Source organism: Streptomyces spororaveus (assembly GCF_016755875.1).
Lineage (GTDB): Bacteria > Actinomycetota > Actinomycetes > Streptomycetales > Streptomycetaceae > Streptomyces > Streptomyces spororaveus.
On record NZ_BNED01000005.1, the window covers coordinates 6,240,145 to 6,259,173 of the forward strand.

The 19,029-nt window shown below is 73.2% G+C and carries 22 protein-coding genes; 10 read left to right on the forward strand and 12 right to left on the reverse strand.

Going from position 1 to position 19,029, the window contains the following annotated elements; translation table 11 throughout:
- Nucleotides 1-26 precede the first annotated feature (26 nt).
- From Sspor_RS30645 to Sspor_RS30660, 4 genes are all read right to left on the reverse strand, one after another.
- Entirely contained in the window at nucleotides 27-800 is a 774-nt protein-coding gene (locus Sspor_RS30645; protein ID WP_202201993.1) for a maleylpyruvate isomerase family mycothiol-dependent enzyme, read from the reverse strand.
- Between the two features lie 63 nt (nucleotides 801-863).
- On the reverse strand, nucleotides 864-1,376 hold the full coding sequence (locus Sspor_RS30650) for a pyridoxamine 5'-phosphate oxidase family protein (RefSeq protein WP_202201994.1): 513 nt from the start codon (nucleotides 1,374-1,376) through the stop codon (nucleotides 864-866).
- Nucleotides 1,377-1,411: 35 nt separating this feature from the next.
- Nucleotides 1,412-2,140, reverse strand: a complete 729-nt coding sequence (locus tag Sspor_RS30655; protein ID WP_202201995.1) for a VWA domain-containing protein — start codon at nucleotides 2,138-2,140, stop codon at nucleotides 1,412-1,414.
- A gap of 69 nt (nucleotides 2,141-2,209) precedes the next feature.
- A complete protein-coding gene (locus tag Sspor_RS30660) occupies nucleotides 2,210-2,830 on the reverse strand; it encodes a helix-turn-helix transcriptional regulator (RefSeq protein WP_373318912.1) in 621 nt (206 codons plus the stop codon).
- A gap of 199 nt (nucleotides 2,831-3,029) precedes the next feature.
- Here Sspor_RS30660 and Sspor_RS30665 point away from each other — a divergent pair, with 199 nt between their 5' ends.
- Genes Sspor_RS30665 through Sspor_RS30675 form a run of 3 tightly spaced genes read left to right on the forward strand, consistent with a single transcriptional unit; the run spans nucleotide 3,030 to nucleotide 5,234 of the window.
- The gene (locus Sspor_RS30665; RefSeq protein ID WP_202201997.1) at nucleotides 3,030-3,761 is read left to right on the forward strand and encodes an SDR family NAD(P)-dependent oxidoreductase; all 732 of its coding nucleotides are present in this window, start codon (nucleotides 3,030-3,032) and stop codon (nucleotides 3,759-3,761) included.
- Entirely contained in the window at nucleotides 3,758-4,681 is a 924-nt protein-coding gene (locus tag Sspor_RS30670; protein WP_202201998.1) for an alpha/beta hydrolase, read from the forward strand. Before Sspor_RS30665 ends, Sspor_RS30670 begins: the two co-directional genes overlap by 4 nt.
- A gap of 7 nt (nucleotides 4,682-4,688) precedes the next feature.
- The gene (locus Sspor_RS30675) at nucleotides 4,689-5,234 is read left to right on the forward strand and encodes a hypothetical protein (protein WP_202201999.1); all 546 of its coding nucleotides are present in this window, start codon (nucleotides 4,689-4,691) and stop codon (nucleotides 5,232-5,234) included.
- Between the two features lie 71 nt (nucleotides 5,235-5,305).
- Here Sspor_RS30675 and Sspor_RS30680 read toward each other — a convergent pair whose 3' ends face one another.
- Nucleotides 5,306-5,695 (reverse strand): hypothetical protein, encoded by a 390-nt coding sequence (locus tag Sspor_RS30680; RefSeq protein ID WP_202202000.1) that lies wholly within the window; start codon nucleotides 5,693-5,695, stop codon nucleotides 5,306-5,308.
- Nucleotides 5,696-5,891: 196 nt separating this feature from the next.
- Nucleotides 5,892-6,953, reverse strand: coding sequence for a helix-turn-helix transcriptional regulator (locus tag Sspor_RS30685; protein ID WP_202202001.1), 1,062 nt, complete (start codon nucleotides 6,951-6,953; stop codon nucleotides 5,892-5,894).
- 199 nt (nucleotides 6,954-7,152) lie between these two features.
- On the opposite strand from Sspor_RS30685, the gene Sspor_RS30690 reads away from it, so the two are divergent.
- Nucleotides 7,153-7,878, forward strand: a complete 726-nt coding sequence (locus Sspor_RS30690) for a class I SAM-dependent methyltransferase (RefSeq protein WP_202202002.1) — start codon at nucleotides 7,153-7,155, stop codon at nucleotides 7,876-7,878.
- On the opposite strand, the gene Sspor_RS30695 is transcribed toward Sspor_RS30690, so the two are convergent.
- The 3 genes from Sspor_RS30695 to Sspor_RS30705 are packed head-to-tail and all read right to left on the reverse strand — an operon-like array spanning nucleotide 7,859 to nucleotide 10,949.
- A complete protein-coding gene (locus tag Sspor_RS30695) occupies nucleotides 7,859-8,917 on the reverse strand; it encodes an acyl-CoA dehydrogenase family protein (protein WP_202202003.1) in 1,059 nt (352 codons plus the stop codon). The two genes, Sspor_RS30690 and Sspor_RS30695, sit on opposite strands and share 20 nt — an antisense overlap.
- On the reverse strand, nucleotides 8,917-10,062 hold the full coding sequence (locus tag Sspor_RS30700; protein ID WP_202202004.1) for an acyl-CoA dehydrogenase family protein: 1,146 nt from the start codon (nucleotides 10,060-10,062) through the stop codon (nucleotides 8,917-8,919). Before Sspor_RS30700 ends, Sspor_RS30695 begins: the two co-directional genes overlap by 1 nt.
- On the reverse strand, nucleotides 10,062-10,949 hold the full coding sequence (locus tag Sspor_RS30705) for an enoyl-CoA hydratase (RefSeq protein ID WP_202202005.1): 888 nt from the start codon (nucleotides 10,947-10,949) through the stop codon (nucleotides 10,062-10,064). Before Sspor_RS30705 ends, Sspor_RS30700 begins: the two co-directional genes overlap by 1 nt.
- Before the next feature lie 67 nt (nucleotides 10,950-11,016).
- Between Sspor_RS30705 and Sspor_RS30710 the strand changes: the two genes are divergently transcribed.
- The 4 genes from Sspor_RS30710 to Sspor_RS30725 are packed head-to-tail and all read left to right on the forward strand — an operon-like array spanning nucleotide 11,017 to nucleotide 13,823.
- Nucleotides 11,017-11,193: a hypothetical protein gene (locus Sspor_RS30710; protein ID WP_202204148.1), complete on the forward strand. Its 177-nt coding sequence runs from the start codon at nucleotides 11,017-11,019 to the stop codon at nucleotides 11,191-11,193.
- Complete coding sequence (locus tag Sspor_RS30715) at nucleotides 11,190-11,972, forward strand: SDR family oxidoreductase (RefSeq protein WP_202202006.1); 783 nt, start codon at nucleotides 11,190-11,192, stop codon at nucleotides 11,970-11,972. The genes Sspor_RS30710 and Sspor_RS30715 overlap by 4 nt, the downstream gene beginning before the upstream one ends.
- A 37-nt stretch (nucleotides 11,973-12,009) precedes the next feature.
- A complete protein-coding gene (locus Sspor_RS30720; RefSeq protein ID WP_202202007.1) occupies nucleotides 12,010-12,639 on the forward strand; it encodes a TetR/AcrR family transcriptional regulator in 630 nt (209 codons plus the stop codon).
- Between the two features lie 26 nt (nucleotides 12,640-12,665).
- Complete coding sequence (locus tag Sspor_RS30725; protein WP_202202008.1) at nucleotides 12,666-13,823, forward strand: acetyl-CoA C-acetyltransferase; 1,158 nt, start codon at nucleotides 12,666-12,668, stop codon at nucleotides 13,821-13,823.
- Between the two features lie 12 nt (nucleotides 13,824-13,835).
- On the opposite strand, the gene Sspor_RS30730 is transcribed toward Sspor_RS30725, so the two are convergent.
- On the reverse strand, nucleotides 13,836-14,477 hold the full coding sequence (locus Sspor_RS30730) for an SIMPL domain-containing protein (protein ID WP_202202009.1): 642 nt from the start codon (nucleotides 14,475-14,477) through the stop codon (nucleotides 13,836-13,838).
- A gap of 428 nt (nucleotides 14,478-14,905) precedes the next feature.
- Here Sspor_RS30730 and Sspor_RS30735 point away from each other — a divergent pair, with 428 nt between their 5' ends.
- Nucleotides 14,906-15,109, forward strand: coding sequence for a cold-shock protein (locus tag Sspor_RS30735; protein ID WP_030010141.1), 204 nt, complete (start codon nucleotides 14,906-14,908; stop codon nucleotides 15,107-15,109).
- 101 nt (nucleotides 15,110-15,210) lie between these two features.
- On the forward strand, nucleotides 15,211-16,893 hold the full coding sequence (locus Sspor_RS30740) for a DEAD/DEAH box helicase (RefSeq protein ID WP_202202010.1): 1,683 nt from the start codon (nucleotides 15,211-15,213) through the stop codon (nucleotides 16,891-16,893).
- 68 nt (nucleotides 16,894-16,961) lie between these two features.
- On the opposite strand, the gene Sspor_RS30745 is transcribed toward Sspor_RS30740, so the two are convergent.
- Together Sspor_RS30745 and Sspor_RS30750 are read right to left on the reverse strand one after the other, a co-directional pair.
- The gene (locus Sspor_RS30745) at nucleotides 16,962-17,894 is read right to left on the reverse strand and encodes a tyrosine-protein phosphatase (protein WP_202202011.1); all 933 of its coding nucleotides are present in this window, start codon (nucleotides 17,892-17,894) and stop codon (nucleotides 16,962-16,964) included.
- A 30-nt stretch (nucleotides 17,895-17,924) separates the two neighbouring features.
- On the reverse strand, nucleotides 17,925-19,007 hold the full coding sequence (locus Sspor_RS30750) for an NAD(P)H-dependent flavin oxidoreductase (RefSeq protein WP_202203972.1): 1,083 nt from the start codon (nucleotides 19,005-19,007) through the stop codon (nucleotides 17,925-17,927).
- Nucleotides 19,008-19,029: the final 22 nt, after the last annotated feature.

Below are 19,029 nucleotides of genomic sequence, written 5' to 3' on the forward strand. Positions count from 1 at the left end.
CCGGCAGACACGTCACACGTACACGTCTACGCGTTCGGGTCCCACCCTGCGAGCTGCTCCATCGGCTCGGTGTCGCCGGTGCTCTCCACGCTGTCGAGCGGGATGCGGTCGTAGAAGTAGAGGACCAGTTCGCTCGCCGCGCCTCGCATCACCAGGTCGCCCGGCTCCGCGTCGGCGGCGAGGTCGTCGCAGCGGACGCCGTCGGCGTCGAGGGTCAGGCGCCAGGAGCCGCCCTCGGTCGCGTGCAGGTCGATGGTCGCCGGCTTGAACGGCCAGGGGACGCTCGTCGCCGAGACGGTCGTCAGGAACTCGTCGACGCCCTCGACCGCGACGTCCGTCGGCAGCGGCTGTGCGGCGCCCAGGGTGAGCTGGACGTCGTAGGTGTGGACGGCGAACTCCTGGATCTGGTGCCGGGCCAGGGCTTCACTGGTCTCCGGGGCCTGCGAGCGGCCCCACCAGGTCCAGCAGCCGCGGTCCGGGCCGGCCTCGCGCATCGCGTCGAGCATGAGTGAGGTCGACTCGGCGAGCCAGGCGTCCAGGGCTTCGCGGTCGCGGGGCGCGGTCGGGGCGCCCTTCGGGTCCGTCCTCGCCGGGGGCTCGGCGCCCGGGCCCGCCGCGACGATGGCGGCCTGGCGGCGGCGGCCGTCACCGAGGTGCTGCGCCAGTTCGCGCAGCGTCCAGTCCGGGCAGGTCGGGACCTGGACGTCAAGGTCGGGGGCGGACGCGATCGCGGCGCGGAACGCGGCCGAGCGGTCTTCGATCAGCCGCAGGACCTCGGGGAACTCCAATATCTTGTGCACTTCGGTTGTGTATCACGGCACTTCGGCCGCCGGGTAACGAATTTGTCGTACCCGGCCGGAGCGCTAGAGAGCGTCGTGGTCCTCGCGCGGCGGTTCGTCGTCGTCGGCCCGGCGCAGGGTGCGCAGGCCGTGCTCCGGGGTCCAGGACCGCACCACCAGCTCGTCGCCCTCCACCCGGACCCGGACGACCTCCGTCAGGTCGGCGTAGAAGAGGTGGAAGGGGTGCGGGGTCTCCGTCTCCTCCGCGTACCGGTGCAGCTCGGGCGGGTCCACGAGCTCCACCGCGCGCCCGGAGATCCGGGCGTCCCCGTCCGGCATGTCCTCGCCCGCGCCCGGGTTGGTGTGCAGGGCGAAGCGCGGGTCGTGCTGGAGGTCCCTGGCCTTCATCGAGCCGAACATCATGCCGAGCCACAGCTCCCCGCCCCGGATGTCGACGTTCAGCCCGGCCGCGCGGGGGGAGCCGTCCTTGCGCAGGGTGGCCAGGACGTGGTGCGGATACTGCGCGAAACGGGCCTGGACGGCCGCAGCGAACTCCGGCTCCGCCTGCTCGAAGACTGCCCAGCTGGTATGCGTCATACGTCCATCAAAGCGCGGGCACCGGCGGGCGCGGGTCAGGCGCGCACGATGCCCGCCCCGCGTGCCGCCGCCAGCCAGGCCGGGAAATCCCCGACCAGGCGGTCGTAGAGCTCGGCGTCCGGCACCGCGCGCGGGTCCGCTCCCGCGTGGAAGTACCCCGCGTTGTCCACTACCCGCTGCGCCGGAACCGGCAGCTCGTCCAGCCGGCGCAGGAAGTCGAACTGCGTGCTGCGCGTGTTGCCGAAGCCGACGAACTGCCAGAAGAGCGGCAGCCGGGCCGCCTTGCACAGGTACCGCTCCGCCGCGAGCTTGTTGATCGGCCCGCCGTCGGTCTGGAAGACGACCAGGGCGGGCGCCGTCGCACCCGAGTCCAGGTAGTGGTCGATGACCGCGTCCATCGCCGCGTGGTAGGCGGTCTTGCCCATGTGGCCCAGCCGGGAGGCGATCTCGGTGACCCGGCCCTCGTGCCCGGCCAGGGAGATCTCCTCCACCGCGTCCACCTCGGTCGAGAAGAAGACCACCGGCACGCGGGCATCGTCGTCCAGGTGCGCGGACAGCCCCAGCACCCGGTCCGCCAGGGCCTGCACACTGCCGTCCGCGTAGTACGGCTTCATCGACCCGGAGTAGTCCAGCACCAGGTAGACCGCCGCCCGGCCGCCCTCCATGCCGTACTTGCGCAGGGAGACCCCGGCGCTCTTGTAGAGGCTCACGAGTGCCGGAGCCGTCTCCTCCACCTTGCGGAGGTCGATCGCACTGCCCGTCATGGCGTGAGCGTACGGCAGCGCGCCGACCGCGCACCGCGGCGGTCCTCCGCCGCTGTACCTCCGGCGTTCCTACGGAAGCTCGCCGGGACCGTCCGGCCTGTCGGGCCCGCCGGACCCGCCGAGCTCGTCGATGTCGTCGAGCATCGCGGCCGCGAGATCGCGCTCGGAGGCGTAGTACCGCTCGGCCCACCTGAGAGTGAGCGTCGGGTACGCCCAGGCGCTCCCGTCCTTCGCGCCCTCCGCGTCGGCGACCGCGCGCAGGCGCATCCCCTCCGCGAACTCCTGCTGCTGGAGCAGGACTTCGCGCATCTGCTCGGGCTCCAGCAGGTGCCCCAGCCACAGTCGCAGCATCGGTCCGTGCTTGAGGACCGGCGGGTCGACGGGGGTCTCGCGGGCCCACTCCCGTACGGCCGCCATGCCCTCGTCCGTGATCCGGTAGACCCGCTTGTCGCGCGTCCCGGTGTCCTGGGCGACCATCCGCGAGGACGCGTAGCCGGCCTTCTCCAGCCGCTTGAGCTCGCTGTAGATCTGGCTGAACGACGGGCTCCAGTAGAAGAAGCGCAGAGACCGGTCCGACCACTTCTTCAGGTCGTAACCGGAGAGCTCCTCCCCGAAGGAGAGCAGCCCGAGCACCGCCCAGCTGGTCGCGGGGAGCGTCCGCTTGTTCGTCTCGTCTGCCACGCAGCGCAGTCTACGACCGGTCCCCGCGGCACCCTTCCCCCTGCAGGATGTGCCTGCTAGAAGTATTCCTATTCGAAGCACTTCTTCGGAATCCGGATGGAGGGACCGCACCGTGACGTTCTCGATGATCTTCATACGGATGGGCACCGCCCCCCAGGAGGTGCGCATGGAGACCATCCCGCACTTCCGCGCGCTGGAGGGCTGAGCCATGGGCGGGCGGCTCGACGGGAAGGTCGTCGTGATCACCGGCGCCGGACGCGGCCAGGGCGCGGCCGAGGCCCGGCTGTGCGCGGAGGCGGGGGCCCGGGTCGTCGTCACCGACGTACGGGAGGAGGAGGGCCGGGCGGTGGCCGCCGGGCTCGGCGACCAGGGACTGTACGTCCGCCACGACGTGGCCGACGCGGCGGGCTGGGCGACGGTGGTGGAACGGTCGGTCGGCGCCTTCGGAACCATCTCGGCGCTGGTCAACAACGCGGCCCTGTGGCGCACCGCCCACGTGGAGCGGCAGCGGCTGGAGGACTTCGAGGCGCTCCTGCGGGTCAACCTGCTCGGCCCGTTCCTCGGCATCCAGGCGGTGGCCCCCGTGCTGCGGGCGGGCGGGGGCGGCTCCGTCGTGAACATCTCCTCCACCGCCGGACTGGTCGGGATACCGGGCCATGCCGCCTACGGATCCACCAAGTTCGCGCTGCGCGGACTGACCCGCTCGGCGGCGCTCGACCTCGCCGGGGACCGGATCCGGGTCAACTCGGTGCACCCGGGGGCCATCGACACCCCGATGGTGGCCGGGGCGGTGGCGGGCCGGGACTGGTCGCACGTACCGCTGGGGCGGATGGGCCGCCCGGAGGAGGTCGGGGAGCTCGTCCTCTTCCTCTGCTCGGACGCCTCCTCGTACATCACGGGCGGCGAGTTCACCGTGGACGGGGGGATGACGACGGCATGAGAGGCCACCTCGCAGCCGACGCGCTCTCACCGCGGGCCCGGACGCTGTGCGACGCGATGACCGCCGGTTTCCCGGGGCCGGGCGACCTCCGCGCCCTGCGGGCGGCCGTGGCGTCCGGGTCCGGCCGGGAGGGTCCGGCCGTGGCCTCGGTGTCCGACACCATCGCGGACGGGGTCCCGGTGCGGATCTACGATCCCGCGCCCGGCCGGGCCGGCCGGCCCCTGGTCGTGTACCTGCACGGCGGCGGCTGGGTCATGTGCGGCCTGGACACCCACGACGCGACCTGCCACTCCCTGGCCCTGGCGGCAGGCGCCGTGGTCGTCTCGGCGGACTACCGCCTCGCCCCGGAACACCCCTGGCCGGCGGCGCCCGACGACGCGCTGACGGTCCTGCTCTGGGCCCGGGAGCGGGCCCGCGCGCTCGGCTGCGACCCCGGCCGGGTGGTGCTGGCGGGGGACTCCAGCGGCGGCAACCTCGCGGCCGTGACCGCCCTGCGCGCACCCGAACTCGTCGCGGGACAGGTGCTGTTCTATCCGCCGCTGGACGCCCGGATGGACTCCGCCTCCGTGGAGACGTACGCGGAGGGCTACTTCCACACCGCCGCCCACATGGCCTGGTACTGGGACGCGTACGGCGGCGACCCGGAGCACCCGCACGTCTCGCCGCTGCGCGCCCGCGACCTGTCGGGCCTGCCGCCCGCCCTGATCGTCCTCGCCGACTGCGACCCGCTGCGCGACGAGGGCCTCGCGTACGCCCGCCGGCTGGCGGGGGCCGGGGTCGACTGCACGCTCCAGCTCCACCCGGGGGTCTTCCACGGTTTTCTGGGCCTGCCGCTGCCGGCGGGCGCCGCCGCGCTACGGGCGGCCGGATCCTGGGTGGCGGGGGTGGAGGAGAGGTGCCCGCCGACCTCCCGGGCATGATGTGTGCATGACGGAACTGATACGGAGACTGCCGGGCGCCGCGCTGCGCAACGGCCTTCTCCTGGCAGTGGAGTTCGGTGCGATCCGGCTGCTCCAGGGGCCCGAGGGGGCCTGGATCCCGGTCCTGCTGGCCGTCTTCGTCGTCGGCGCGGCCGTACCGCACGGCACCGACGCGGAGTTCGTCGCCCGCACCGTCGTCGCGCTCCTCGCGGTCGGCATCGCCGTGGCCGGAGGGAACACCTGGGACCGGCACACCCTCCACGACCGCGGCCGCGAGGAACGGGCGGTCGTGGTCGAGCGGACCACGGGGGAGGACGGTTCGGCCCCGGCCCTGCGGCTGCGCACCGAGGCGGGCCGGGACCTGCCCGGCCCGGTGGCGTCGGACCTCCCGGTCGGCGCCCGGCTGACCGTGACGGTGGACCCCGGCGGACCGGCCTGGTCCGTCGGCGGGCGCCCGGACCGGCCGCGGTGGCCCGCCGTCGGCACCGGGGCCCTGATCCTGCTCCAGACCGTCGTCGTCGGCCGGATCTCCCTGCGCCGCCCCAGCCCTTGAAGGGCGTTCCGTCCCGAAGGGGGCGCGGTTGCCCGCGCCCCCACGGGGTCCTGCCGGGTCGGAGAGCGGGTTCAGAGGAAGTACATGAACTGGACCCTGACGGAGAGGTCTTCGGGCCAGCGCACTTCCATACGGACCTTCACGGTGCCCCCGCTCTGGGGCGCCACGCTGTGCAGGGTGACGATCGCGGATCCCATGATGGGATCGTCGGTGACGGGGCTGAACTCCGTGATGCTGGCGAGCACCATGGTGCCCGCTCCGCGGGAGCCCGGCAGCGTCACCTCCCTTTCGAACACACCGTGGCCCCGGAAGTCGAAGGGCCGGGCGGCCATCTCCGGATTCAGCAGTGCCTTGCCCCCGCTTGCGTCCGTGGCGGGGATCGCCCGCCCCGGCCCGGCCTGCACCGAGCCGCCGCTTGCCGTGTTCCCGGTCGAGGGTTCACGAAGATTGCTGTGGGTCATGTCCGTTCCCTTCGGTGAGGAGGGGATCCCGGCACGGCAGAGCGCGTCGGCGTCCGTACGCCATGCCCGTGCGGGGATCCGCGGTGGACCGGACGTGGTGTGCTCCGGTCTTCTCTCCCCATGGTGGGAGGGTTCCCTGTCGCTGCGACCCCCTGAAATCGGGGATGTACACACCGCGGGTCCGCGGGTCCGCGGGTCAGCGGGTCAGGGCGGCACTGAGTTCGTCGCGCCCGTCCGCCCCGGTCTTGCGGAAGACCGCCTTGAGGTGGTCGTTGACCGTGTACGCGGACAGGCCGAGGCGGCGGGCGATCTGCTTGACGGACGCCCCCGTGCGGAGCTGCGTGACGACATCGCGTTCCCGGGGGGTGATGCCGTACCACTCGCACAACGAGGGCAGGACCAGGTCCCAGGTAGCCCCCTGGATGACGAGGGCGACATCGCCCGTGCCGCCCGCGTCGAGCACGTGGCCCTGACAGGTGGTCCAGCGGCCGGTGGCGGCCGGTGGCGCGCACACCAGGGGGATCGACCCGCCCTCGCGGCGGGCTTCCGCCCGGGCGACGAGCGAGAGCGAGACGAAGAAGGCTTCCGCGACCCAAGGGGGAGCGCCGTGCGCCGACCACTGGTCCAGCCACAGCTGCGCCTGGGGGCTGACGGCCCCGATCCGGTGGTCGGAACCGACGGTGATCACTCCCGCCGACAGCGGGGGAACCTCGGGGCACAGGGGACCGGCCGTCGCGTACCGGCGCAGGGCGGCCATCAGCGCCGGTACGAGCCGGGCCGCCCGCCGGGCGTCGTCCTCGCCGAACGGCGCGGCACCTTCGCAGCGGAGCAGCCCGAGGGCCCCCCACACGCCGCGCCTGTCCCGGAGGAGCAGACGCAGCTCGGAACCGGCCCCGTGGGCGGTGAGGATCTTCCGCATGCGCGGGTCGGGCGCGGGCGACCCGTCGCTGCCCGCGCCCACGACGACGGCCGGGGTCCGCAGGAGGGTCGGGACCGCCGGCCGCCGCGGGTCGCCCAGATGCCGGTGCATGACGAGCTCCCTGACCAGCGCGGGGTCGTACTCGTGCCAGAAACTGAAGCTGCCCAGCCCGGGACCGGTCGCCGGGTCGGTTCCCACCAGGCTCAGCGCGTCGTGGGACACGATGGGGGCGAGCACGCGCGAGATCCCCGCTCCGACCTCTTCGGGGCCGGTGCGCTGGCTCGCCGCGGCATAGAGGTCACACGCCAGACGCCTGTCATCGAAGAACGTAAGGCTCATATCGCCCCATTATCCCGGGTGTGCGCGATGCGGCCCGGGCTGCGGACAGGGGCCGCTCCCGCCCCCGGTGAACACGGACCATCACTCTGCGTGAGGTCGGGCACCGCCACGGCGTGCCCCGTCGACCCGGCCATCACCCTCCGTAGGGCACAAGTACCCCTGCCTTGTTGCCGATTGCGTGATCGAAAACAATGGACGCATGACGACACGTGCCCGCTCCTTCGACGCGGCAGCCGCCCTGTACGCGGCCCACCGCCCCGGCTATCCCCCGGCCCTCTTCGACGCCGTCGAGTCCCTCACCGGGCGGCCGCTCGCCGGTGCGCGGGTGGCCGACGTGGGAGCCGGCACCGGGATCGCCACCGCGCTCCTGCGCGAGCGCGGGGCCGAGGTCCTCGCCGTGGAGCCCGGGGACGGGATGGCGGCCGAGTTCCGCCGGACCTGCCCCGGCGTCCCGATCGTGCGCGGCGACGGGAACCGGCTGCCGCTGGCCTCCGGCTCCGTCGACCTGATCACCTACGCCCAGGCCTGGCACTGGACCGACCCGGCCCGCTCCGTGCCCGAGGCCCGCCGGGTGCTGCGCCCCGGCGGCGCACTCGCGCTCTGGTGGAACGACACGGACACCACCGTCCCGTGGATCGCCGAACAGGAGGAGCGGCTCCGGGTCTTCTTCGAGGTCAAGGGGGAGACCCACCGCACCCTGCCCGAGGGGATCGGCGAGTTCACCACCCGGTCGGTGACGTGGTCCCGGCACATCACGCTGGACGACCACCTCGCCAACCTCGCCAGCCACTCCGCCTTCCTGGTCCTGGGCGAGGAGCGCACCCGCGCGTACTTCGCGGGGGAGCGGGAGCTGCTGGAGCCGCTCTTCCCGGACGGCGTCGTCGAGGAGCAGTACGCCGTGCAGCTCAGCGTCGCGGTGGTGTGAGGGACCGCAGGACCTCGGCCCGGCAGGCCGACGGCGTTCCCCAGGCGTCCCGCAGCGGGCGGGCCTTGCGCAGCCACAGGGACAGGTCCAGCTCCTCGGTGTAGCCCACCGCGCCGTGGAGCTGGAGCGCCGTCATCGCCGCCCGGTAGGACGCCTCGCCGGCCGCCAGTTTCGCCGCCGCCACCTCGCCCGGAGCGAGGGACAGCGCCGCCGCCCACACCAGCGGCCGGGCGAACTCCAGGTCGAGCAGGGTGTCCGCCAGCCGGTGCTTCACCGCCTGGAAGCTCCCGATCGGCGTACCGAACTGCGTACGCTGCTTGGCGTACTCCACCGTCCGCGCCAGCATCGCCTCGCCGGCGCCCAGGCACTGGGCGGCCGTCAGCAGCCGGGCCCAGCGCGCCGCCACCTCGGCCGCCCGGGTCACCGCCGGTCCGGCCGCCAGCAGTTCACCCCGGCCGGCCGGCGGGACGGACAGCCGGCGCGCGGGGTCCGTCGACCGCACCGGCCCGTCCGCCCCCTCCGCCCGGTCCACCGGGTCCACGGGGTCCGCCCCGTCCGCCCGGCCCGTGCCGCCCCCTTCGGCCACCAGCCGCAGTTCGCCCGCCGGTGACACCGTGAAGCAGTACGTCGCCGCATCCGCGTCCAGCGCGTACGGGCTCCCGCCCGGCAGGGTCAGCGTGGCCGAGTGCTCGCCCTGGGCCAGCCCCGGCAGGAACCGCTTGGCGAGCGCCTCGTCCGCCAGCTCCGCCAGCAGCACCGACACCGCGGCGCTCTCCACCACCGGACCCGGCACCCCGGCCCGGCCCAGCTCCACGAAGCCGAGGGACAGCTCCAGCGGGAGCGGGCCCGCGCCCTCGTGGCGCTCCGGGACGGCCAGCGCGAACAGACCCGTCCCCGCGAGCCGCGACCACAGCGCCCGCCCGGGCGCGAAGTCGCCGTCCGCCCAGGCCCGGACCGCCGCCGGGACCGGTGCCGAGCCGAGCAGGGAGCGCAGCGTACGGGCGAAGTCCGACTGCTCGTCGGTCGGCAGGAAGCGCATCAGCGGCGGCCCTTCGGGAGGCCGAGCAGCCGCTCGGCGATGATGTCGCGCTGGATCTCGTTCGTCCCGGCGTAGATCGGCCCGGCGAGGGAGAACACCCACGGCTCGGCCCACTCGCCGTCCGCCAGCTCCGCGTCCGCGCCCAGCAGGTCCAGCGCCGTCTCGTGCAGGGCGATGTCGTACTGCGACCAGAACACCTTGTTCAGGCTGGACTCGGCGCCGATCGTCCCGCCCGCCGCGAAGCGCGAGGCGTTCGCCCAGGTGAACAGCTCGTACGCGCGCGCCCCGACCACCGCGTCCGCCACCCGGTCCCGCAGCGCGGAGTCGGACGGGTCCCCCTGCGCCCGCCACAGCGCGACCAGCCGGTCCGCCGCCGCCAGGAAACGGCCGGGGGAGCGCAGGGTCAGCCCGCGTTCGTTGCCGGTCGTCGACATGGCGATCCGCCAGCCCTGTCCCGGCTCCCCGATGACGTCCTCGTCCGGTACGAAGACCCGGTCGAGGAAGAGCTCCGCGAAGGCCGGCTTGCCGTCGAGGCGCCCGATGGGCCGCACCGTCACCCCCGGTGCCCGCAGGTCGAACATCAGGTACGTCAGCCCCTGGTGCGGCTTCGGGGTGTCCGGGTCGGTGCGGAAGATCCCGAAGGCGCGGTCCGCGAACGCCGCCCGCGAGGACCAGGTCTTCTGCCCGGACAGCAGCCAGCCGCCCTCCGCGCGGACCGCCCGCGACTTCAGCGAGGCCAGGTCCGAGCCCGACTCCGGCTCCGACCAGGCCTGCGCCCAGACGACCTCGCCGCCCGCCATCGACGGCAGCACCCGCGCGCGCTGCTCGGCGCTCGCGTGGTCGAAGAGCGTGGGGGCGAGGAGGTTGATGCCGTTCTGCGAGACCCGGCCGGGCGCGCCCGCGGCCCAGTACTCCTCCTCGAAGACCAGCCAGGTGACGATGTCCACGCCCCGGCCGCCGTACTCCTCGGGCCACGAGACCACCGACCAGCGGTCCGCGTGCAGCCGCGCCTCCCACTCCCGGTGCGCCGCGAAGCCCTCGGCGGTCTCCAGGGAGGGCAGGGGCCGGGCCGGGACGTGGGCGCGGAGCCAGTCGCGGGCCTCGGCCCGGAAGGCCTCCACGTCCGCCGTGTGCGTGAGTTCCATCAGGTGTTCGCCTCCTTCATGGCGGCGTCCTTCATGGCGGACACGTCCATGCCGCCGAGCGGGTCCGCCGTCGTCTCCGCGTTGTGCGCGTGGGCGAGGTGGTGCAGGCCGAACACCGAGTCCATGCCGGTGTGCAGCCCCTGGAGGTCCTCGGCCTGGTTGACGGCCCGCTTGGTCAGCGCCAGTCCGAAGGCGGGCATCCCGGCGATCCGCAGCGCCAGCCGCTCGGTCTCGGCCTCCAGGCCGTCCGGTGCCACGACCCGGTTGACCATGCCGACCTCGTACGCGCGCCGGGCCGGCATCCGGTCGCCGGTGTAGAGGAACTCCTTCGCGATCCGGGGCGGCATCGCCCACGGGTGCGCGAAGTACTCGACGCCCGGGATGCCCATCCGTACGACCGGGTCCGCGAAGAAGGCGTCCTCGCTCGCCACGATCAGGTCGCAGACCCACGCCAGCATCAGCCCGCCCGCCACGCAGGCCCCGCGCACCGAGGCGATCACCGGCTTCGGCAGCTCCCGCCAGCGCCGGCACATCCCCAGGTACACCTCGGACTCGCGCGCGAAGCGGGACTCGGCGCCCGGCCGGCCGGTGTGGTCCCACCACAGGCCGGCCCGCCGCTTCGAGGGCAGGTGGGCGTCGCGTCCGGGGGTGCCGATGTCGTGGCCCGCGGAGAAGTGCTCACCGGCCCCGGCGAGGACGACCACCTTCACCGCGGGGTCGTCGGCGGCCCGGTAGAAGGCGTCGTCCAGCGCGTAGGTCATCGCGCTGTTCTGCGCGTTGCGGTAGCGGGGGCGGTTCATGGTCACGTACGCGACCGGGCCGCGGCGCTCGTAGAGCACGGGTGTCTCGTCGGGCGGGCGGTCGTCGGGCCTGCGGTCGTCGGGCATGCGGCGTCCATCCATCCTTCACGAGCGAAGCTTCCCTAACAAGTGTTTGGTAGGTTAACGTACGGCCATGAGCAGCGTCGAGGAGTTCCGCACCGGGGTCCGGGGGTGGCTACGGACCCACCTCGCCGGCGGGTTCGCCGCCCACAAGGGCCGCGGCGGACCCGGCCGCGCGGGCTCGGCCGGGATCCGGCGCACCCTCGTCGCCGAGCGGGTCCTCGGCCTTCCCAAGGAGGTACGGGCGTGAACACCCCCGGCTATGTCCCCGGACACGGACTGCTGAAGGACCGCACCGCCGTCGTCACCGCCGCCGCCGGGGCCGGCATCGGCGGAGCCACCGCCCGCCGCCTCCTGGAGGAGGGCGCCCGCATCGTCATCGGCGACGCCCACGCCCGCCGCCTGAAGGAGACCGAGGAGGCGCTCGCCGCCGAGTTCGGCGCCGACCGCGTCACCTCCCTGCCCTGCGACGTCACCGACGAGGACCAGGTCCAGGCCCTCTTCGCACGCGCCGAGCAGACCCACGGCCGCCTCGACATCGTCGTCAACAACGCCGGCCTCGGCGGCACCGCCGCCCTCGCCGACATGACCGACGAGCAGTGGTCCCGCGTCCTCGACGTCACCCTGAACGGCACCTTCCGCTGCACCCGCGCCGCCCTGCGCTCGTTCAGGGCGTCCGGCGGCGGCGGAGTGATCGTCAACAACGCCTCCGTCATCGGCTGGCGCGCCCAGACCGGCCAGGCCCACTACGCCGCCGCCAAGGCCGGAGTGATGGCCCTGACCCGCTGCGCGGCCCTGGAGGCCGCCGAGTTCGGCGTACGCGTCAACGCGGTCGCCCCGAGCCTGGCCATGCACCCGCACCTGGTGAAGGTCACCAGCGAGGAGCTCCTGGCCGAACTGACCGCCCGCGAGGCCTTCGGCCGGTACGCCGAACCCTGGGAGGTCGCCAACGTCATCGTCTTCCTGGCCAGCGCCTACTCGTCGTACATGACCGGCGAGACGGTGTCCGTCAGCAGCCAGCACGCCTGACGGGTGTCCTGCCGATGCCCTGGCCGAGAATGGACGCGTGCCAACGAACAAGCCGACAGCCAAGAAGAAGCCACAGGTGACGGCGTCCCCCGAACGGCGTCGTGAACTCCTCGACACCGCCGCCGAGGTCTTCGCCGCGCAGGGTTACAACGCCACCACCGTCCGCAAGATCGCCGACGCCGCCGGCATGCTCGCCGGCAGCCTCTACTACCACTTCGATTCCAAGGAATCGATGCTCGACGAGATCCTCTCCGCCTTCCTGACCGAACTGTGGGAGGGGTACGACACCGTCCTCGCCGCCGGTCTCGGCCCCAGGGAGACCATCGAGGCCCTCGTCACCGAGTCCTTCCGGGAGATCGACCGGCACCGCGCCGCCGTCGCCATCTACCAGAAGGAGTCCCGCACCCTCTCCGCCCAGCCCCGCTTCCACTACCTCTCCGACTCGCAGCAGAAGTTCGAGAAGGCCTGGCTGGGGACGCTGGAGCGCGGGGTCGCCGCCAAGGCCTTCCGCGCCGACCTCGACATCCGCCTCACCTACCGCTTCGTGCGCGACACGGTGTGGGTGGCGGCCTCCTGGTACCGGCCGGGCGGACAGCACAGCCCCGAGGAGATCGCCCGCCAGTACCTGTCGATGGTGCTGGACGGGATCGCACTGCGCCCCACGTGAGAGACCCCACCGTCTGAGGAGATCCGATGCCCGAGGCCTACATAGTCGATGCGGTACGCACCCCCGTGGGGCGGCGGAACGGCGGCCTGGCCGCCGTCCACCCGGCCGACCTGGGCGCACACGTCCTGAAGGCACTGATCCAGCGGTCCGGGGTGGACCCGGCCGCCGTGGAGGACGTGGTGTTCGGCTGCCTCGACACGGTGGGGCCGCAGGCCGGGGACATCGCCCGGACGGCCTGGCTGGCGGCCGGCCTGCCCGAGGAGGTGCCCGGGGTCACCGTCGACCGCCAGTGCGGGTCCTCGCAGCAGGCCGTGCACTTCGCGGCGCAGGGCGTGCTGTCCGGCACCCAGGACCTGGTGGTCGCGGGCGGCACCCAGAACATGTCCATGATCCCGATCGCCTTCGCCTCCCGGCAGGCGGCGGAACCGCTGGGCCTGACCGAGGGCCCGTACGCGGGCTCGGCGGGCTGGCGGGCCCGGTACGGGGACGCCCCGGTGAACCAGTTCCACGGCGCGCAGCTGATCGCGCGGAAGTGGGGGATCACCCGGCAGGACATGGAGGAGTTCGCCCTGCGGTCCCACCGGCGGGCGGTCCGGGCCATCGACGAGGGCCGCTTCGCGCGCGAGACGGTCGCGTACGGGGACGTGGGCGTGGACGAGGGCCCGCGCCGGGACACGAGCCTGGAGAAGATGGCCACCCTCAAGCCGGTGGTCGAGGGCGGCACCATCACGGCGGCCGTCTCCTCCCAGGTCTCGGACGGGGCGGCGGCGATGCTGATCGCCTCCGAACGCGCGGTACGGGAACACGGCCTGCGCCCGCGCGCCCGCGTCCACCACCTGTCGGTCCGGGGCGAGGACCCCATCCGCATGCTGTCCGCGCCGATCCCGGCCACGGCCTACGCGCTGAAGAAGACGGGCATGTCGCTGGCCGACATCGACCTGGTGGAGATCAACGAGGCGTTTGCCCCGGTGGTGCTGGCCTGGCTGAAGGAGACCGGCGCCGACCCGGAGCGGGTCAACGTCAACGGCGGCGCGATCGCCCTCGGCCACCCGCTGGGCGCGACCGGGGTGAAGCTGATGACCACCCTCCTGCACGAACTGGAGCGCACCGGCGGCCGCTACGGCCTCCAGACGATGTGCGAGGGCGGCGGCCAGGCCAACGTGACGATCATCGAACGGCTGTAGCCGCCGTACGGGTCACTCGGGGAGCAGGGCGAAGCCGAGGAGCACGGCGGCCTCCACGCGGACCGAGCCCGGGGTGAGGGAGCCGTCGTCCTCCGGGTCACCGCCCGTGCGCCGGCCGTGGCTGCGGACGTCCAGCGACTCCGGGTCGACGTCCTCGATGTGGATGACCGGCCCCAGCCGCAGTCCGCACGCCTGCGCGTACACCTCGGCCTTGCGCCGGGCGGCCGCCACCGCCCGGTGCCGGGCCTCGTCCCGCATGGCGGGCTTGTCGTCCACCTCGAACCGCACGGCGTCGACCCGGTTCGCACCGGCCGTGACCGCGTCCTCGATCAGCAGCTCCAGCCCGGCCAGCGCCTCCGTCCGCACGGTGTACGTGGCCACGCAGGCGTAGCCGTGGAAGGTCCGGTCGGCGCCGTAGCCCCGGTACTGCGAGGTGAGCTGCAGCCGTGAGCCGGACACGTCGGAGTCCGGTATGCCGTGCTCGCGCAGTACGCTCCGCAGCCGGGTCACGGCCGCGCCCGCCTCGGCGAAGGCCGCCTTCGGGGTCGGGGCGAGAAGGTCGACCGCCAGGTCCACGTGGGCGAGCCGGGGTTCGGCGGACACGCTGCCCGCGCCGAGCACACTGAGCCCCCAGGGCTCCTTGATCGCTGCCATTCCTTGATCAAACCAGCTGGGGCGGGCGGCCGCCAGGGACTTCCGCCGCCCGTACCGGCCTCCCGGGCGGGCCTGATCGGTCCGACCCGTACGGATGAATCTTTTCGCCGACGGCGGAGGCGGGCCGCCGGGCCCCCGGCGATCGCGGGGAAGGGGCGGACCGCCCACGACCCAAGGGGGACGGGGGCTCCGGCCCCACGGGCCGGTCCGCCGCGCCACCGGCGAGCCGCGGGCCGGCGGGGCGGAGGGCGCAGGTCACACCCCTCGTCCCGGGACTCCCCGCAGCGAGGTGTGCTAGCTTAGAGCTCGTTGCAGTTGTGGTACCCATGAACTTTATGTGCGCCTGACGGGAATGCTCCGCAGGCGCTTTTATTGTTTTGCCGGAATCTCCGGATGGGGCCCTTTGCCGCCTATTCAGGAGATTTAAAATGGCACTTGGCACCGTGAAGTGGTTCAACTCGGAAAAGGGCTTCGGCTTCATCGAGCAGGACGGTGGCGGCCCGGACGTCTTCGCCCACTACTCGAACATCGCCACCCAGGGCTTCCGTGAGCTCCAGGAGGGCCAGCGCGTGTCCTTCGACGTCACCCAGGGCCAGAAGGGCCCCCAGGCGGAGAACATCATCCCCGCCTAAGTTCTTCAGCATGCCGGGGTCCGCACCGCGAGGTGCGGGCCCCGGCTTGTCTGCTGTTTCGACCTTTGTTTTACCTGCCGGTTTCAGGAGGGCTTTCTCGCATGACCAGCTCCAGCTCCGCACGACCCAGCCGCCGCCCCACCCGGGGTCGAGGTGCGGCCCAGGGGCGTCCGAAGTCTGGCGCGGGACGGCAGAAGTCCGCGCCCGTCGCCCGGCCCCAGGAATTCACCATGCCCGAGCCGATCGACCCGGCGCTGCCGCCGGTCGAGTCGTTCGGGGACATGGACATGCCCGAGGCGCTGCTGAAGACCCTCGCCGCCCAGGGCGTCACCGAGCCGTTCCCGATCCAGGCCGCGACGCTGCCGAACTCCCTCGCCGGCCGTGACCTGCTCGGCCGCGGCCGTACCGGCTCCGGCAAGACGCTGGCCTTCGGCCTGGCGCTGCTGGCCCGTACCGCCGGCCGCCGCGCGGAGCCGAAGGCGCCGCTCGCGCTGGTCCTCGTACCGACCCGTGAGCTCGCACAGCAGGTCACCGACGCCCTGGCCCCCTACGCCACGGCCGTCAACCTGCGCATCGCGACCGTCGTCGGCGGCATGTCGATCAACCGGCAGTCGGGCGCCCTGCGCCGCGGCGCCGAGGTGCTCGTCGCCACCCCCGGCCGCCTGAAGGACCTCATCGACCGCGGTGATGCCGACCTCTCCCAGGTCTCGATCACCGTCCTCGACGAGGCCGACCAGATGACCGACATGGGCTTCATGCCGCAGGTCACGGCACTGCTCAAGCAGGTCGAGGCCGGCGGCCAGCGGATGCTGTTCTCGGCGACGCTGGACAAGAACATCGACAAGCTCGTCAAGATGTTCCTCACCGACCCGGTCGGCCACTCCGTCGACCCGTCGGCCGGTGCGGTCACCACCATGGAGCACCACGTCCTGTACGTCATGGACGAGACCGACAAGAAGGCCGTGGCGACGCGTATAGCCGCTCGCGACGGCCGGGTGATCATGTTCGTCGACACCAAGCGCGGGGTCGACCGCATGGTCAAGAAGCTCCTCGCCGACGGCGTACGCGCCTCCGGCCTGCACGGCGGCCGCTCCCAGCCGCAGCGCAACCGCACCCTCGACTGGTTCAAGACGGGCGAGGTCACGGCGCTGGTCGCCACCAACGTCGCGGCGCGCGGCATCCACATCGACGACCTCGACCTCGTCGTCAACGTGGACCCGCCCACCGACCACAAGGACTACCTGCACCGCGGCGGCCGTACCGCCCGTGCCGGTGAGTCCGGCAGCGTGGTCACCCTGGTGCTTCCCGACCAGAAGCGGGACATGACCCGCCTGATGTCGGACGCCGGGATCTCCCCGCGCACCGCGCAGATCAAGTCCTCCGACGAGGAACTGGCCCGGCTGACCGGCGCCAAGGAGCCCTCGGGCATCCCGGTGGTGCTGGAGGTCCCGCAGCCGACCGCGCCCAAGCCGCGCTCCGGCTCCGGTTCGGGCTCCGGCTCGCGCCGCCGCTCCGGCGGCGGCCCGCGCACCGGTGCCGCCACGGCCGGCGCTCCCGCGGCCGGCGGCCGCGGCCGCCGTTCCGGCGGGGGTGCCTCCGGGCAGGCCCCGGCGGCCTCCGGTGCGGGCCAGGCCCGTCGCGGCGGCCAGGGTGGCGGCGGGGCGACGGCCGGCTCCGGCGAGCGCTCCCGGCGCGGGACCGGTGGCGGCGGTGGCGGCGCCGCCGCGGCCTCCGCGCGCAGCCGGGTCGGCTCCGGCGGCCAGGGCCGGCGCCGGGCGGTCTGACCCACCCCGGACACGAACACGACGATGCCGGGCGGCGCGGGAAGCGCCGCCCGGCATCGTGCTGTCCGCTACCGGACCATCCGGTCCTGCAGCTTCGCGAGCGTCCGCAGATCGAGGCCGAGGCCCTGCGTCAGATAGCCGTAGAAGCCGCCGTAGTCGGCCTCCAGCTGTGCCGTCGCCGCGTCCAGGTAGTCCTGGCGGACCTCCTGGAGCGGGATCAGCAGGTCCGGGTTCTGCATCCGGCCCGACTGCTTGAGGCCCGCCCGCACCCGGGCGTCGTAGGCGGCACGGAAGGTGTTCGACGCCAGGTAGTCGCGCTCCGCGGTGTCCTCGGGCACGGCGAGGGCGCGCAGCAGGACGTAACTCATCCAGCCGGTACGGTCCTTGCCGGACGTGCAGTGGTACAGGACCGGGCCCTGCCGGGCGTCGGCGATCTCCCGCAGGGTCGCCGCGAACTGCGCCCGGTTCTCGGGGCTGCTCACGAAGGTGCGGTAGATGTCGCGCATGTAGGCCTCGGCCCGGCCGCCGCCGAGCATCTGCTCCTGGACCACGGGATCGCCGCTGCCGATCGCGCCGACGAGGGTTCCGTAGAGGCCGAGGTCACTGACGGGGCGCGAGGTGGGGGAGAGTCCGGTGGGCAGCCGGTCGGCGCCGTCGTACTGGAGCTCCATCGGAATGCGGAAATCGACGACCTTCGTGAGGCCGAGACCGGAGACGGTGGTGACGTCGGCATCGGTCAGCTTGCTCAGTGCGTCGGAGCGGTAGACGAGGCCCTGGCGGACCTGGCCTCCGGTCCAGGTGCGGTAGCCGCCGACGTCCCGGAGATTGACGGCGCCCTGGAGAGGGATCTGGCGCATCGTTTCGGCTTGCTGCTGCTGGTGGTGCCGGGCACTGACCCCGGCTCCGGGCGCCGCCGCCGCGTACGCGGCGGCGGGCAGGGTCCCGACGGTGAGAGCGGCGGCGGCCGCCGCGGTCACCAGGCGGATGCGGGCACGGCTCATAGGGGCGACTCCTGTGACGGAGAAGGGGGATCACCCTGGTGGTGGCAGGGTGCGGAGCGAGTGCAGTGCTTCGAGTGATGCGAGTGCCTTCTGTGCTTCGGCCATGACGCGGGAGACGAGCTCCGCACAGGACGGAAGATCGTCGATCACCCCCGCGACCTGGCCCGATGCCATGACACCGAGGTCCGTACGGCCCTCGACCATGGACGCCTTGAGGAGCATCGGGGTGTTCGCGGCGAGCAGGACCTGGCTCCAGGACAGGTCCTTGCCGTGTTTCATCGCGAGGCCGTCGCGGACCATCTGCGGCCAGCTCAGCCCGGACAGCTTCCGGAAGCCGGCCGCGTGCCGCACCGCCCTGACCAGCGCCCGGGTGCGGCCCGCCCGCTCCAGGGAGTCGACCAGCTCCGTACGGAGCATGCGGTGCGGCAGCCCGTCGACGGCCGTGGTGACGGTGACGTCCTTGACCGTGGCCCTCAGGTACTCGGCCTTCACGGCGTCCGGGACGGTCGAGTCCGAGGTCAGCAGGAACCGGGTGCCCATGGCGATGCCCGCGGCCCCGTACGACAGCGCCGCGACCAGGCCGCGCCCGTCGCTGAAGCCGCCCGCCGCGATCACCGGGATGTCCACGGCGTCCACGACCTGCGGCAGCAGCACCGTCGTGGCCACGTCCCCGGTGTGCCCGCCGCCCTCGCCGCCCTGCACGATCACCGCGTCGGCGCCCCACGCGGCCACCTTCTCGGCGTGCCGCCGGGCCCCGATCGACGGGATGACGACCACGCCCGCGTCCTTGAGCCGCCCGATCAGCTCCCTGGAGGGGGCCAGCGCGAACGAGGCGACCCGCACCCCCTCGTCGATGATCAGCTGGGCGCGCTCGGCCGCGTCCCCGGCGTCCGCCCGCAGATTGACCCCGAAGGGGGTCCCGTCCGGCGTGCGGGACCTGACCTCGCGGACCGCCGCACGCAGCTGGTCCAGGGTCATCGTGGCCGAGGCCAGGATCCCCAGCGCCCCCGCGTTCGCCGCCCCCGACACCAGGCGGGGGCCGGCGACCCAGCCCATGCCCGTCTGCACGAGGGGGTGCTCGACCCCGACCAGCTCGGTGAACGCCGTCCGCATCGTCATGGCCGCCTCATCGCCG